This is a genomic window from Streptomyces sp. AHA2, from assembly GCF_036857595.1.
Lineage (GTDB): Bacteria > Actinomycetota > Actinomycetes > Streptomycetales > Streptomycetaceae > Streptomyces.
Genome location: NZ_JAUQWJ010000004.1, coordinates 36,873 through 51,396, shown reverse-complemented (window position 1 = coordinate 51,396; position 14,524 = coordinate 36,873). Strand labels below are relative to the sequence as shown.

Annotated in this window: 10 protein-coding genes; 2 read left to right on the top strand and 8 right to left on the bottom strand. The window is 75.8% G+C overall.

Going from position 1 to position 14,524, the window contains the following annotated elements; translation table 11 throughout:
• Positions 1–56: 56 nt before the first annotated feature.
• The 7 genes from Q5694_RS10690 to Q5694_RS10660 all read right to left on the bottom strand — a co-directional run bounded on the left by Q5694_RS10690 (position 57) and on the right by Q5694_RS10660 (position 10,069).
• Positions 57–1,061: a DUF5914 domain-containing protein gene (locus Q5694_RS10690; protein WP_333932376.1), complete on the bottom strand. Its 1,005-nt coding sequence runs from the start codon at positions 1,059–1,061 to the stop codon at positions 57–59.
• Positions 1,054–2,046, bottom strand: a complete 993-nt coding sequence (locus tag Q5694_RS10685; RefSeq protein WP_333932375.1) for a phytoene/squalene synthase family protein — start codon at positions 2,044–2,046, stop codon at positions 1,054–1,056. Before Q5694_RS10685 ends, Q5694_RS10690 begins: the two co-directional genes overlap by 8 nt.
• Entirely contained in the window at positions 2,033–3,598 is a 1,566-nt protein-coding gene (gene crtI / locus Q5694_RS10680; protein ID WP_333932374.1) for a phytoene desaturase family protein, read from the bottom strand. The genes Q5694_RS10685 and crtI overlap by 14 nt, the downstream gene beginning before the upstream one ends.
• Positions 3,595–4,737: a polyprenyl synthetase family protein gene (locus Q5694_RS10675; protein ID WP_333932373.1), complete on the bottom strand. Its 1,143-nt coding sequence runs from the start codon at positions 4,735–4,737 to the stop codon at positions 3,595–3,597. The genes crtI and Q5694_RS10675 overlap by 4 nt, the downstream gene beginning before the upstream one ends.
• A gap of 126 nt (positions 4,738–4,863) precedes the next feature.
• Complete coding sequence (locus Q5694_RS10670) at positions 4,864–6,237, bottom strand: cryptochrome/photolyase family protein (protein WP_333932372.1); 1,374 nt, start codon at positions 6,235–6,237, stop codon at positions 4,864–4,866.
• Positions 6,234–7,829 carry an SDR family oxidoreductase gene (locus Q5694_RS10665; protein WP_333932371.1) on the bottom strand — a complete coding sequence of 532 codons (1,596 nt, stop codon included), beginning with the start codon at positions 7,827–7,829 and terminating at the stop codon, positions 6,234–6,236. The genes Q5694_RS10670 and Q5694_RS10665 overlap by 4 nt, the downstream gene beginning before the upstream one ends.
• Positions 7,830–7,945: 116 nt before the next feature.
• A complete protein-coding gene (locus Q5694_RS10660; protein WP_333932370.1) occupies positions 7,946–10,069 on the bottom strand; it encodes an MMPL family transporter in 2,124 nt (707 codons plus the stop codon).
• A 74-nt stretch (positions 10,070–10,143) separates the two neighbouring features.
• On the opposite strand from Q5694_RS10660, the gene Q5694_RS10655 reads away from it, so the two are divergent.
• Positions 10,144–10,653, top strand: coding sequence for a MarR family winged helix-turn-helix transcriptional regulator (locus Q5694_RS10655; protein ID WP_333932368.1), 510 nt, complete (start codon positions 10,144–10,146; stop codon positions 10,651–10,653).
• A gap of 199 nt (positions 10,654–10,852) precedes the next feature.
• On the opposite strand, the gene Q5694_RS10650 is transcribed toward Q5694_RS10655, so the two are convergent.
• Entirely contained in the window at positions 10,853–12,433 is a 1,581-nt protein-coding gene (locus Q5694_RS10650; protein ID WP_333932367.1) for a S8 family peptidase, read from the bottom strand.
• An 852-nt stretch (positions 12,434–13,285) separates the two neighbouring features.
• Here Q5694_RS10650 and Q5694_RS10645 point away from each other — a divergent pair.
• The gene (locus Q5694_RS10645) at positions 13,286–14,434 is read left to right on the top strand and encodes a DUF4190 domain-containing protein (RefSeq protein WP_333932366.1); all 1,149 of its coding nucleotides are present in this window, start codon (positions 13,286–13,288) and stop codon (positions 14,432–14,434) included.
• The last annotated feature ends 90 nt before the right edge of the window (positions 14,435–14,524 follow it).

Genomic DNA, 14,524 nt, shown 5'->3' with positions numbered 1-14,524 from the left:
CGAACCGGTCGGTCGGGCGGCTTCCCCGGCGCCCGCTCCACCCGGGAAGCGGCCCGTCAACCCGGGAAGCGGCCCGTGCTGCGCAGTTCCCAGCGTCTCTCCGCGTAGGCCAGGTCGTCGCGCCACAGGCGTCCCGCGGTGTGGCGCATCAGGGGGCGCAGGGCGGGGGCCGCGGCCCGGGCCAGGGCGAAGCCGCGCCGCTCGGAGGTGGCCACGACCGCCTCCACCACGGCCGTGCGCGGACGCCCGTCGCCCGGCCGGGTCAGCGGCGTGGCGTGGGTCTCCACCACGGACGAGGCGCCCTCGCCGTCGGTGATGCGCATGACGACCGTGCGCGGCTCCGGCGCGGTGAACTCCGCCCGCACGGGCACCACCAGACGCCCCGCCACCCGGAAGGACACGTCGACGACGAAGGCGTCGTCCTCCTCGCCCTCGGGCTCCCGTACGACCTCCAGATCGACGAACGAGTACGGGTGGAACCAGGAGCCGTGCCACGGGTCCAGCCGGTTGGCCACCACGTCCTGCGGTTCGCACCGGCCCGCCCCGGTGTACACGGAGTCCACCGCGGGCGCCTCGGGACGCGGTGGGATCACGGGCCGCTCCGACGGCTCCTCCCCGCCGAGCGCGTCCAGCCGCACCCACACCAGCACCCCGTCGTCGTGCACCGGGAACGGCTGCCAGCCCGCGGTGGGCGAACCGTCCAGCGCGAGACCGTGCCAGTGGCACACCAGCGTTCCGCACACCACCCGGCTGTCCTTGAGCGGCGCACCCAGGTGCGGGCAGGCGCCGGGACCCGCGCGCAGCTCACCGGAGTCCGAGCGCCACAGCACGACCTCGACCCCGCCGATCGTCCGGCCGCGGGGGCCGCCCCCCGGGCGCACGTCCCGCGAGGCGCCGGCCACGAACCAGTTGCCGGAGGGCCGCGCCGAGGCCCGCTTGAGCGCGTCCGCGATCAGGCCGGGCCGCGCCGCCCGCCAGGTCGGGACCTGCTCCGCCCACTTCGGGCCGCTGCGCCGCCGCAACGGCGAGGTCCAGCGTGCCTTGTCCGCCCGGTCACCCATGGCCCGGCTCCTTCCGCTCCAGTACTGCGGCCCCGGCCGCCGGGCGCGCCGAGCGGGCGCGCCGGCGCGCGGCGGCCACGCGCACGACTCCGGCCGCCGCGGTCGCCGCCCGCCGGGGGCGGGAGACGACGGCACGGCGGTGCAGCACGGTGTACCCCTGCCGGGCGATCGCGTCGAGGATTCCGCCGTACAGCGTGAACGCCGCCCGGATGCAGGGCCGCACCCGGGGGTCGAGCATCGCGATGCCCGGCTCCGCCTGCCGGTACACGTCCCGGGTCATCGCCTCGGCCGCCACGAACGCCGCCCGGATGCGGGCGTCCCGGCGGCCGGTGCGCCGGCTCCACTCCAGCAGCGGCCGGTCCACGCCGTGCGCGGCGAGCAGGTCCCCCGGCAGGTACACCCGGCCGCGGTCCAGGTCCTCGCCCACGTCCCGCAGGAAGTTGGTCAGCTGGAACGCCACGCCCAGGGCCGCCGCGTGCGGTGCGGCCTCCTCGCGCGGCACGACCGTGCCGAGCACGGGCAGCATCTGCAGGCCGATCACCGCGGCCGAGCCGTGCATGTACGTCCGCAGGTCGGCGTAGGTCGGGTAGTCGGTGACGGTCAGGTCCGAGCGCATCGAGACCAGGAAGTCCTCGAACAGCGTCACCTCGATGCCGTACCGGTCGGCGGTGTCGGCCACCGCGCGCACCACGGGCTCGTCGCCGCCGCCGGTGCGCAGCGCGTGCGCGAGGTCGCCCTCCAGCCGCTTCAGCGACAGGTCGCGCTCCTCGGGGGTGCGGCCGCGGTCCAGGTCGTCGACGATGTCGTCGGCCCAGCGGGCGAAGCCGTACAGAGCGTGCACGGCCGAGCGGCGTTCCAGCGGCAGCAGGCGCGTGGCCAGGAAGTAGGTGCGGCCGTGGCGGGCGTTGAGCTCCCGGCACCGGGCGTAGTCGGCGCGCAGGCCGGGGTCGGTGACCCCGGCGGCGTCCAGTTCACGACGGGTCATGGGCTCCTGCTCCGGTCGGGGTGGACGGGAGGTCCGCCGCGGCGGGCCGGGGCCGCGGAGGGCGGCGGCCGGGGCCGCCGGTGACGCGGGCGGCGGCGAGTTTGCCGCTGATGAGCACGGTCGGCACGCCGACGCCCGGGGTGGTGCCGCAGCCCGCGAGCACCACGTTGGCCACGCCGCGCACGAGGTTGCGCGGCCGGAAGGGCCCGGTCTGGGCGAAGGTGTGGGACACGGAGAAGGGGCTGCCCGCGGCGTGGCCCTGGGCCGCCCAGTCCAGCGGCGTCACCAGCATCTCCTCCCGGACGCTGTCGGCGAATCCCTCCAGGCCCCGCCGTTCCAGTTCCGCCACGAGGCTGTCGCGGTAGCGCGGGCCGAGGTCCCGCCAGGCGGCGGCGGAGGGGCCGACGTCGGTGTTGGGGCAGGGCGCCAGCACGTAGTGGAGGTGGCGGCCCGGCGGCGCCAGGGAGGGGTCGTGCGCGGTCGGTCGGGTGATCAGCAGGGACGGGTCGCTCATCAGCGTGCCCGTGCGGGTCAGTTCGTCGAAGGTGCGCTCCCACGCGGCGCCGAACGACAGGGTGTGGTGGGCGAGTCCGGGCCAGGTGCGGTCGGTTCCCGCGTGCAGGATCACCGCGGAGGGGGAGTGCCGCAGAGGCACCGGGCGCCGGGGTGCCCGGCCCAGCAGGCGGTGGGCGGTGGGCAGTTCGCAGGTCAGCACCACCGCGTCGCACGGGATCCGCTCCCCCGAGGCGAGGCGGACCGCCCGCACCCGCCCGGAGACCCGCTCCAGCGCATCGACCTCCGCCGACCAGCGCAGCTCGGCACCGGCATCCGCCGCCGCGTCGGCCATCGCGCGGGGCAGGGCGTGCACACCCCCCTTGGGGAACCAGACACCGGCCACGGTGTCCATGTAGGCGATCACCGCGTAGGCCGCGAGCGCCCGGGCCGGGGCGACGCCCGCGTACAGCGCCTGGAAGGAGAACACCCGCCGCAGCCGCGGGTCGCCCACGAAGCGGCCGATGCGGGCGTCCAGCCGGCCGAAGCCGCCCAGGGCCGCCAGGCGGGCCAGGTCGGGGTGCGCGAGCTGGAGGGGGGAGTCGAAGTTGGTGTCGATGAAACGGCGCATCTGCGCCCGGTACAGCTGCTCCAGCCACGCGCGCAGCCTGCGGTAGCCCGCCGCCTCGGCGGGGCCGGCGAAGCGCCGCACCTCCGCCTCCATGGCCTCGCCGTCGGTGTGCACGTCCAGCGAGCTGCCGTCGGCGAAACCGGCCCGGTAGGCGGGGTGCAGGGGCGTCAGCTCCACGCGCCGGTACAGGCTGTCCCCGACGGCCGCGAACGCCTCGTCGGCCAGGTCCGGCATGGTCAGCACGGTGGGCCCGGTGTCCACCTGGTAGCCACCGAGCCGTACGCGCCCGGCCCGGCCGCCGGGCCCGGGGTCCCGTTCGACGAGCGTGACCCGGCGGCCCGCGCCCAGCAGGTGCAGCGCGCAGGCCAGGCCGGACAGCCCGGCGCCCACGACGACGACGTGGTCGGTCGGTCCCGGCACGGTCCTCATACCAGCTCCTCCGCGGGGCGCGGGGCGACGCCCGCGGCCCGCTCGACCAGGGCGGTGAACTCCCGCCGCACCCGCGGATCCGCACCGGTGGCCTCGAAGTGCCGCAGACCGGCGGAGGCCAGATCGGCGATCCTCGCCTCCACCTCGGCCCGCGCCCCGGTCCGCTCCAGCGCCGCCCGCATCCGCTCCACGGTCTGGCCGGGCCGCACGTCGGGGCCCGCGGCCAGCACGGCGGCGGCCTCCCGGTCACCGGTGGCCTCGGCCAGCCGTACGGCCGTGGCCAGCAGGTGGGTGAGCTTGCGCGAACGCAGGTCGTCGTCGGCGGGCTTCCCGGTCAGCAGCGGGTCGCCGAACGCGCCGAGGAGGTCGTCGCGCAGCTGGAAGGCCAGGCCCGCGCACCGGCCGGCGGCCCGCAGCGCGTCCACGGTGTGCGGGTCCGCCCCCGCCAGCGAGGCGCCCAGCGCCAGGGGCCGCGCGACCGTGTACAGGGCGCTCTTCAACTCGGCGATGGTCAGGGCCTCCTCGCCGCTGGACGAGCCGCTCGCCTGGGCCTTCAGGTCGCGGTACTGGCCGGCGACCATCTCGGTGCGCATGGCCCGCCATTCGCCGTGCAGCCGGGCTCCGTGCGGCGAGGCGAGCGCCGTCTCCGTCAGCAGGTCGTCCGCCCAGGCCAGCGCCAGGTCGCCGGCCAGCACGGCCGCCGACCAGCCGAACGACTCGGCCGGGCCGGACATCCGTGCGGCCCGGTGCCCGCGGGCGAAGTCCACGTGCAGGGCCGGCGCTCCCCGGCGCAGCGGCGAGCCGTCCATCACGTCGTCGTGGATGAGGGCGCACGCCTGGAGCAGTTCGAGGGCGGCCCCGGTGCGCAGGACCGGGCCGGCGTCGCCCGATCCGCCCGCGGCCCGCCAGCCGCACCACACGAACGCCGTACGCAGCCGCTTGCCGCCGCGCAGGGCGAACCCGGCGACGCGCTCGGCCAGGTCGCGGGCGGCCACCGCGTCGATCCCACGGGCCTGGCCCAGCCGCGCCTCGAGCACCTGCCCGAGGACGGCCTCCACGGCCCGGGCGGCCCCGGAGGCGGTGAGCGGGGCGTCGTCCGGTGCCCCCGGTCCGGCCGCAGTCGGCCGCGGTCCAAGCATGCGCAACCCCTTCTCGCATCCGGTCATTCGCACGTCAGTGCTTCCGCCGGGCGCGGTGTTCCGGATGCGCACCGACGCGGCGTCGCCGCGTGTCCGCACGCGGTCCGCTCATGGGTACCCGGTTCCTCATCGACGACCGCGCGCCTCGCGGAAGCGGGCCAGGCCCTCAGCGAGGCCGATGACCGGTTCGGGGTAACGCAGCACGGCGCGCCGGTCGTCCGGGAGTCTCCAGGGCTCGTGCACCGCACCGCCCTCGACGCCGGCCAGCTCGGGCACCCAGCGCCGTACGTAGGCCCCGTCCGGGTCGTAACGCCTGCCCTGCAGGACGGGGTTGAGGACGCGGTGGGGGCGCGAGTCGGTGCCGGTGCCGGCGACCCACTGCCAGTTCAGCTGGTTGTTGACGATGTCGCCGTCGACCAGGTGCCGCAGGAAGTGCCGGGCGCCGATGCGCCAGTCGACGTACAGCGTCTTGGTCAGGAAGCTCGCCGTCACCAGCCGCGCCCGGTTGTGCATCCAGCCCTCGTGGCGCAACTGGCGCATGCCCGCGTCCACCAGCGGGTAGCCCGTACGGCCCTCCTGCCAGGCGGCGATGTCCCCGGCCGCCTCCTCCTCGCCGCGCCACTGGTCGCCGCGGCTGCGGTAGTCCTGCCGGGACGCCTCGGGCCGGACCGCGAGGATCTGGTGGTGGAAGTCGCGCCAGCACAGCTGACGCACGAACGTCTCGGGCCCGATGCCGCCCCGCGCGCGGGCCCGGTGGACGAGCTCGGCCGGTGACAGCGCCCCGAAGTGCAGGTAGGGGGACAGCCGTGACGTGGCGTCACCGGCCGGGTCGTCGTGCAGGTCGGCGTACCGGGCGAGGTCCGTGCGCGCCCAGGCGGCGAACCGCTCCCGGCCCGCCGTCTCCCCGCCCGTCGCGAGGCCCGGCGACACGTCCGCCGTCCGCGCGCGGGACGGCGGCTCCTCACCGGTCGCGGCGGCGGGCACGCGGACCGTCTCCGGCGCAGGCAGGGGCTCGCGCAGCCGCTCCCGGGACCAGCGGCGGTGGTAGGCCGTGAACACGGCGAAGTGGTCGGAGCCGTTCGGCGTGACCCGGCCGGGGGCGAGGGCGGTGACGACGCCGTCGTGCACGTGCAGTGCGACCCCGTCCGCCGCGAGTCGCGTGCGCAGCCGCTCCTCGCGGCGCTGGGCGAACCCGGTGACGCCGGCCGCCAGATGCACCTCCGCGGCGCCGCAGGCGGCGGCGACCGCGCGCACCTCCCGGGCGACCGGGCCCGAGCGCACCACCAGGCGGCCGCCGCGCTCGCGCAGGGAGGCGTCCAGGTCGGCCAGGCAGTCGGCGAGGAAGGCGGCCCGGTTCGGCACGTCGAAACCGGCCGCGTGGACCGCGGGGTCGCGCACGAACAGCGGCACCACCTCGTCCGCCGCACGCAGCGCCGCGTGCAGGGGCGGATGGTCGTGCAGACGCAGGTCCGAGGTGAACAGGACGACCGCGACGGTCATGTGTCACTCCTGGTGCGGTGGTGCGGCCGTGTCCGCCGCCGTCCGGTTGTTCCCGCGGCACCGTCCCGGCGGATGCGCCCGGCCCGGCCGCCGCGGCGCCCGCCCGCCTCTCCGGCCGCGGCGCGGGCGATGTTGCGGGCCATGCCGCCGAACACCACGGCGTGGAAGGGGGCGACACTCCACCAGTAGGCGTGGCCCAGCAGCCCGCGCGGGTGGAACAGGGCGCGCTGCCGGTAGCGGGTACGGCCCTGCTCGTCGGTCTCGGTGTACATCTCCAGCCAGGCGAGCCCGGGCAGGCGCATCTCGGCCCGCAGCCGCAGCAGCCGGCCCGGCTCGATCTCCTCGACCCGCCAGAAGTCCAGGGAGTCCCCGACCCTCAGGTGCTGGGTGTCACGCCGGCCCCGGCGCAGTCCGACCCCGCCGACGAACCGGTCGAGCCAGCCCCGTACCGCCCAGGCCAGGGGGGAGGAGTACCAGCCGTTCTCGCCCCCGATGCCCTCGACGACCTTCCACAGCGCCTCCCGGGAGGCGTCGACGGGCCGCTCCCGCTCGTCCTGGTAGAGGCTGCCGCCCGCCCAGTCCGGGTCGGTGGGCAGCGGGTCGCTGGGCGCGCCGGGCACCGAGGCCGAGGACCAGCGCGTGGCGACCTGCGCCTCGCGCACCCGGCGCAGCGCCAGCGACAGTGCCTCGTCGAACGGCAGCGGACGGCCCGGGCCGTCCGGCACGTGGCGGGCGATGTCGTGCTCCCGGCAGACGACCTCGTGCCGCAGCGACTCGGTCAGGGGCCGGGCCAGGGAGGCGGGCACGGGCGTGACCAGCCCGACCCAGTGGCTGGACAGGCGCGGGGTGAGGACCGGGACCGGCACGATGAACCGCCGCCGCAGCCCGGCGACGGCCGCGTAGCCCAGCATCATCTCCCGGTAGGTGAGCACGTCCGGGCCGCCGATGTCGAAGGCCCGGTCGACGTCGTCGGGGAGGGACGCCGACCCGACGAGGTAGCGCAGCACGTCCCGCACCGCGATGGGCTGGGTGCGGGTGTGCACCCAGCTGGGGGTGACCATGACGGGCAGCCGTTCGGTGAGGTAGCGCAGCATCTCGAACGACGCCGACCCCGAGCCGATCACCACGGCCGCCCGCAGCACCGCCGCCGGCACGGGCGACCGGAGGAAGATCCGCCCGACCTCGGCCCGGGAGCGCAGGTGCGGGGAGAGCTCGCGCTCGGGGACGCCGTGCGGGGTGAGCCCGCCGAGGTAGACGATCCGCCGGACACCGGCGGTGTGCGCCTGCCCGGCGAAGACGCGGGCGGCCTCCCGGTCGGTGTCCTCGAAGGCCGGGCCGGACCCGAGGGCGTGCACGAGGTAGTAGGCGACGTCGACCCCGCGCAGGGCGGCGGCGACCGACTCCGGGTCGGTGACGTCCCCCCGTACGGTCTCGGCGTCGCCCGCCCAGGGGTGGTCGCGGAGCTTGCCGGGGGAGCGGGCCAGGCACCGGACGCGGTACCCGGCGTCCAGGAGCTCGGGCACCAGGCGTCCGCCGATGTAGCCGGACGCCCCGGTGACCAGGCACAGCGGCCGCTGCCCGTCCGTCGTCATGCTCGCGCCTCCGTTCGCCGGGCCGTCGCCGCGCCGCCGCGGCACGGCCGGTCCCGACAGCAGCTTTTCCCGCCCGGCCCCCGTGGCGGATGCACCCGGCCGGTGGCGCGGCCCGTTCAGCCGGACGGAGCAGCGGCGGCGGCCCCCTCCTTCGGATCCGGCCGCACCTCGCGGGCCAGGGCGCTCGGCCACCACGCCCTCGGCCCGACGTCGATCATCAGCGCGGGCACCAGCAGCGAGCGGACCACGAGGGTGTCCAGCAGCACGCCGAAGGCCACGATGAAGGCGATCTGCACCAGGAACGCCAGCGGGATCACCATGAGCGCGGCGAACGTCGCGGCCAGGACCACACCCGCCGAGGTGATCACCCCGCCGGTCGTGGTCAGCCCGCGCAGCACGCCCTGGCGGTTGCCGTGCGCGAGAGCCTCCTCCCGCACCCGGGACATCAGGAAGATGTTGTAGTCGACGCCGAGCGCCACCAGGAAGACGAAGCCGTACAGGGGCACCGACGCGTCCGTGCCGCCGAAGCCGAGCAGGTGCTCGAAGACCAGTGCCGAGACGCCGAGCGTGGCCAGGAAGTTCAGGCCGACGGTCGCGACCAGCAGCACCGGCACGAGCAGCGAGCGCAGCAGGACCATGAGGATCAGCAGGATCACCGCGAGGACGATCGGGACGATGAGCGTCCGGTCGTGGGCAGCGGTCCGCTGGGTGTCGTACTGCTGCGCGGTGTAGCCGCCGACCAGTGCGCCGGCGCCGGGCACGGCGTGCACCTTCCCGCGCAGCCGCTCGACGGTCTCCTTGGCGGCGTCGCTGTCGGCCGCGGCCTCCAGCGTGACGTCGATGCGCACGCGCCCGTCCGCCACCAGCGGTTCGCCGGACCCGGGGCGCCCGGAGGCGGAGACGGCACCGGCGCTCGCCACGCCCTGCGTGGAGCGCGCGGCGGCCGTCACCTCCTCGGCCCGGCCGGCGTCGGCGATGACGATCGCCGGGTTGCCGGAGCCGCCGGGGAAGTGCTCGCCGAGCGTGCGCTGCGCCGCGACCGAGGGCGCGTCGTTGACGAAGATCTCGTCCAGCGGCACGCCCCTGGCGGTCAGGGACGGCGAGAAGGCCGCGCACACGGCCAGCAGCAACGCCGTCACCGCCCAGGTGCGGCGCGGCCGGGCGGACACGACGCCCGCGACCCGGCGCCACACGCCACTGCCCTCCGCGGCCTCCTGGGGCGGCTTCGGCCGGGACGGCCAGTAGGCGACCCGGCCCAGCAGGGCCAGCACGGCGGGCAGGAAGGTGAGCGTGGCCAGCACGGAGCAGACGATGCCGATGGCGCCGACCGGGCCGAGGGCGCGGTTGTTGGTGAGGTCGCTGGCGAGCAGGGCCAGCAGTCCCAGCGCCACCGTGGCGGCGCTGGCGGTGATGGCGCCGGACGAGCGGCGCACCGCGGCCACCGCCGCCGCGACCCGGTCCCCGCGCGCGGCCAGTTCCTCGCGGAAGCGCGCGGCCAGCAGCAGCGCGTAGTCCGTGGCCGCGCCGATCACCAGGATCGACAGGATGCCCTGCACCTGCCCGTCGACCCGGACGACGTCCCGCTCGGCCAGGGCGTAGACCACGGCGCAGGCCAGGCCCAGGGCGAAGACCGAGCTGAGGATGATCAGGAACGGCAGCAGGACGCTGCGGTGGACGAGGAGCAGGATCAGCAGCACGGCGCCCAGGGCCACGCCCAGCAGCAGTCCGTCGATGCCCGCGAACGCGTCCGACAGGTCGGCCTGGCTCGCCGCGGGCCCGGCGATGCGCGCCTGGGTGCCCGGCACGTCCCCGGCCGCCGCGCGCACCGAGTCGAGGGCGGTGGGCAGTTCCTCGCCGAGGTCGGGTTCCAGTTGGACGACGGCCTGCATCGCCCGGCGGTCGTCGGAGAGCAGGGCGGGGGAGGGGCGGCCGACGACGCCGGGATTCCCGGCGAGCGCGGCGACGGCCCGGGTGGCCTCCGCCTGCCGGCCCGGCGTGAACCGCTGCCCGTCCGCCGTCCACACCACGACGGCCGGCACGGTCTCGGACTGGTCGAACGCCTCGCGGGCGTCCAGCACCTGTGTGGACTCCGCGCTGCGGGGCAGGAAAGCGGCCTGGTCGTTGGTGGCGACCTCGCCCAGTCTGCCCGCGTAGGGGCCGAGCGTCGCGCCCACCCCCAGCCAGACGAGCAGCAGAGCGAGCGGTACGAGCCGTCGGGCCCAACGCTGTGCGGTAGTCATGCGCATCCCAAGCCGTAGACGAAGTAACTCACTCATAAAGTATCTCAATGATTGAGAGATACTAGGCTGGAGGGATGAGCGGTCCCGGCGTGCCCACGGCATCACTTCCGGCGGACGACCCGATCGGGTTGCAGTCCTTCGCCGTCCTGCTGCGCCGGATGAACAGCGAGTTCAACCGCATCGCCCAGGAGTTCGCCCAGGCGCAGGGCCTGCACGTGACCGACATGCAGGCGCTGATCGCGATCCTGGACGCGGAGGCCGATCCCGAGGCGGGGGGCGAGCCCATGACGCCCGGCCGTCTGCGCAAGCAGCTCAACCTCACGTCCGGCGCGGTGACCGCCTGCCTGGACCGGCTGGAGCGGGCCGGGCACGTCCGGCGCGTACGGGACGGCGGCGACCGCCGCGTGGTCCACCTGCACTACGCCGACGCCGCCCGGAGTCTGGCCCGGGACTACTTCCGGCCCCTGGCCCACGGCACCGAGGCGGCCCGGAACCGGTTCAGCGCCGACGAACTGGCGGTGGTCGTCCGGTTCCTCGCCGAGATGAACGCCGAACTCGCCCGGCTGCGCCGGAGTCCGGACTGAGTCCTCCCCTCCGGCCGGCCCCGCCCGGCGACCGTCCACCGCCGCGGCCCGCCCACGTCCTCGACGTCGGCACGAGCACCCCTCACCACGGCCGCCGGCACCCGGAGCGGATGGCCCCAGGGAACCTGCCCGCCGGGGTGCCCCCGGCACGGCCGGGGGCCGGACCGTCACCGGCCCGGCCCCCTTACGCGCGCGTGGATCAGAACTGCAGCGCCCAGGCGTCGATCCGCCCGGTGTCGTACCGGGCGTTGTCGCTCACCCGGAGCTTCCACGTGCCGTTGGCGGCCTCCGAGGAGGCGTTCACGGTGTAGGTGGTGTCGATGTTGTCCGCGCTGCCGCCGGTGCCGTACGACTTCAGCGTGTACGCGGTGCCGTCCGGGGCGATCAGCTGGACCTGGAGGTCACCGATGTAGGTGTGGACGATGTGCACCTCGACCGCCAGGGCGGAGGGCGCGTTGCCGGAGACGCCGGAGACGGTCACGGGCGACTCGGCGGTGGCGTTGTCGGCGATGGCCTGGTCGGCGGTGTTCTCGAAGCGCGGCCCGGGCGGGGTGGTCGAACCGCCGCCGACGTTCAGGAGCCGGTTGGGCGAGCCGGTGCCGGGGCTGGTGACGACGCCGGTGGTGGCGGCGGACGTCAGGGCCGCGGAGACCTGCGCGGGCGTGGCCGCGGGGTTGGCGGCCAGGTGCAGGGCGGCGGCCCCGGCGACGTGCGGGCTCGCCATCGAGGTGCCGGAGATGGTGCTGGTGGCCGAGTCGCTCGAGTTCCAGGCCGAGGTGATCGACGAGCCCGGCGCGAACAGGTCGAGGACCGAACCGTAGTTGGAGTAGCTCGCCTTGGCGTCGGTGGACGTCGTCGCGCCGACGGTCACGGCCTCGGTGACGCGGGCGGGGGAGCGGGTCGAGGCGTTGGTGGACTCGTTGCCGGCCGCGACCACGAACGTGACGCCGGAGGTGATGGCGTTGCGCACGGCCGTGTCGATGGCGGTGTCCCCGGGGCCGCCCAGGGACATGTTGGCGACGGCCGGCTTCACCGCGTTGCGGGCCACCCAGTCGATGCCCGCGACGACCTGGGCGGTGGTGCCCTGGCCGGAGTTGTTCAGCACCCGGACCCCGACGACCTTGGCCTTCTTGGCGACGCCGTGGGCGTTGCCGGCGACCGTGCCGGCCACGTGCGTGCCGTGGCCGTGGCCGTCCTGGGCGGTGTTGTCGTTGTCGACGGCGTCGTAGCCGTTGGCGGCCCGGCCGCCGAAGTCGGCGTGCGAGATGCGGACACCGGTGTCGATGACGTACGCCGTGACGCCCTCGCCCGCGGAGTCCGGGTAGGTGTACGCGTTGTTCAGCGGCAGGTTCCTCTGGTCGATGCGGTCCAGGCCCCAGGAGGGCGGGCTGGGCTGCGTCGCGCTGATGGAGAACGTCCGGTCCTGCACCACGGAGGCGACGGCCGGATCGGCGGCGAGACGTTTCGCCTCGGACTCGGAGGCCTCGACCGCGTAGCCGTTCAGGGCCTTGGTGTAGGTCCGCTCGATGTCGGCGCCGTACTTGTGCGCGAGCGCCCGGCCCGCGGCGGAGCCGGCGCGCTCGGTCTTCAGGGTGACGATGTAGCTGCCGGGAACGGAGTTCGCGGCATCCTCGTACTGGATGCGCCCTTCGGCCGCGACCGGGGCCGCTGCGGCGGGAAGGGCGGGGACGAGGCCCGCGACGAGCGCCGCGCAGGCCGCCGCGCCGAGCGCGGCGAGTCTGTGCCGGGGGGAACCGTGGGGAGTACGCATCACTGCCATCTGAGGGGTCCTCCTCGATCGGTGGTGCGCTGTGGGGTGGGGTGCACGCCCGTGGGCCGCCGCCGATGAGGGACCAAAGGGTCATGGTCATGTCAAGCGCGCGGCGACTCCTGTGCGTCAGCGCCAGGTTGAGGCCTCCCCACGGATTGCACAAGGGCCCTGCGCGCACAGTCGGCTTCGCGTGACGGCACGTCAGCCGTCAGGCCGGTGGTCGCCGTTCCAGCGGCCCGAGGAGAAGATCTCCTCGTGCACCTGGCAGGCGAGGCGGGCGTAGGCGACGGCGGCCTTGCCGCACAGCGGCGCCCCGGAGGCCGCACGGCGGGCCGGCCGCAGGACCCGGCCGGGTGGACGGCGACGGGGGCGGACGGAGCCCGTCGTGCTCGCGCGACGGCGGCCGTGGCCCGGGTGGTGTGCGCCGGGCGGCGGGTCGACCTCGCTCCCGCACCGGGCCGCCGGCGCCCCCGGCGCCCCGCCCACACCCGCCGCAGCGGCCCCGCCGGCAGCGCGCTCTCCGCGCCGATCCCCTCGATGCCCGGCAGCCGCCCCGGCGTGTCCGCGTCGAGGGACACCCCGGCATCCGCGCCGATCCCCGACGGGGACCTGCCGGACGGCTTCACCGTCCCCGACGCGCCCGACGAGGGAGAGGTCGGCGCTGTCGTTGCCGAGGGCCTGCTCGATGTGCCCGCCGGGCCTTGCGCAGTGGTCGATCACCGCCCGGTCTCGCCGATCCCCGGCCGCCCGGCGCCGGGTGGCTCGTGCCGCCCGTGTGACGGCCGTGTCGCCCCGCCCGCTTACGATGCGGCCAGCCCACCGTCGGCCCCGTCCGCCGCCTCAGCCAGGAGCGTCCCGCCCGTGTCGATACCCCCGCCCCCTGGCGACCGGCAGCCCCGGGACCCGTTCGCGCCGCCCCCGGCCGACCTGCCGACGGCCCCGCAGACGCCGCCCCCGTACGGGCCGTACGGACGTCCGTACGGCACCCCGGTGTCCGTCAACGCCCTCGCCGTCGCCGCCCTGGTGCTCGGTCTGCTCTGCTTCCTGCCTGTCGCCGGGCTCGTCCTGGGGCTGGTCGCGCTGCGGCAGATCAAGCGGACGGGGCAGAGCGGGCGCGGTATGGCGATCACGGGGGTGGTGCTGTCGTGCGCCGGGGCCGTGCTGTGGGCGGCGGTGCTGTCCACCGGCCTCGCCTCGCGCGCCTGGGAGGGGTTCACGGACGCCGCGCGGGGCAACGAGGTCCTCGCCCTGGAGGAGGGCGAGTGCTTCGTCGCACCCGGCGGCCTGGAGGGCGACACCTACGACGTGGACACGGTGCCGTGCGCGAGCGGGCACGACGGCGAGGCCTTCGGCATCGTGACGCTGCCGGGCGGCGCCTACCCGGGGGAGGCGGAGGTAGGCGACCTCGCCGAGGAGCGGTGCGACGCCCTGCAGGACCAGTACGCGATGGACACCTGGGCGCTGCCGGCCGACGTCGACGTGTACTACCTGATGCCCTCGCCGGAGAGCTGGCGCCACGGCGACCGCGTGATCACCTGCGTCTTCGCCCGCATCGACCAAGGGCCCCCGCTGACCGGCTCCCTGCGCGGCGACCCCTCGACGCTCGACCCGCACCAGGTCGTCTTCCTGTCCACGGCCAACGCCGTCGACGCGGTGCTGTACGAGGAACCCGAGGCCGCCCCCGAGGACGACCTCGCCGCCCACCGGGCCTGGGCCGCCCAGGTCCACGACGTGCTCGGCGAGCAGATCGAGGCCCTGCACGGGCACACCTGGCCGTCCGGCGCCCGCGGCCCGGTCGGCGCCCTGGCCGCCGACCTGGAGGACGCGCGCGGGGAGTGGGACCGGGCGAGCGCCGCCGCCGACGCGGATGCGTACTCCGCGCACTACGAGAAGGCGTACGCCTACATCGACGGACCTGCGGCCGTCACCGCCCGCAAGGCCCTCGGTCTGGCCGCCGCCCCGCCGTCCCCCGGGCAGGGCGAAGGCGGTGACTCCGCTGCGCAGGTGTGACGGCGCCTATAGCGGGGAGAAAGTGCCTGCGTAAAGGCTTCAGGCCCCGCATGTCATCACATCGAGTGATTCTCTGGCCTTTGCTTGCCT

Bases quoted from the DNA above. Each gene is read 5' to 3' on its own strand.
- Q5694_RS10690 (WP_333932376.1), bottom strand. From the start codon at position 1,061: ATGGGTGACCGGGCGGACAAGGCACGCTGGACCTCGCCGTTGCGGCGG.
- Q5694_RS10685 (WP_333932375.1), bottom strand. From the start codon at position 2,046: ATGACCCGTCGTGAACTGGACGCCGCCGGGGTCACCGACCCCGGCCTG.
- crtI (WP_333932374.1), bottom strand. From the start codon at position 3,598: ATGAGGACCGTGCCGGGACCGACCGACCACGTCGTCGTCGTGGGCGCC.
- Q5694_RS10675 (WP_333932373.1), bottom strand. From the start codon at position 4,737: ATGCTTGGACCGCGGCCGACTGCGGCCGGACCGGGGGCACCGGACGAC.
- Q5694_RS10670 (WP_333932372.1), bottom strand. From the start codon at position 6,237: ATGACCGTCGCGGTCGTCCTGTTCACCTCGGACCTGCGTCTGCACGAC.
- Q5694_RS10665 (WP_333932371.1), bottom strand. From the start codon at position 7,829: ATGACGACGGACGGGCAGCGGCCGCTGTGCCTGGTCACCGGGGCGTCC.
- Q5694_RS10660 (WP_333932370.1), bottom strand. From the start codon at position 10,069: ATGACTACCGCACAGCGTTGGGCCCGACGGCTCGTACCGCTCGCTCTG.
- Q5694_RS10655 (WP_333932368.1), top strand. From the start codon at position 10,144: ATGAGCGGTCCCGGCGTGCCCACGGCATCACTTCCGGCGGACGACCCG.
- Q5694_RS10650 (WP_333932367.1), bottom strand. From the start codon at position 12,433: ATGGCAGTGATGCGTACTCCCCACGGTTCCCCCCGGCACAGACTCGCC.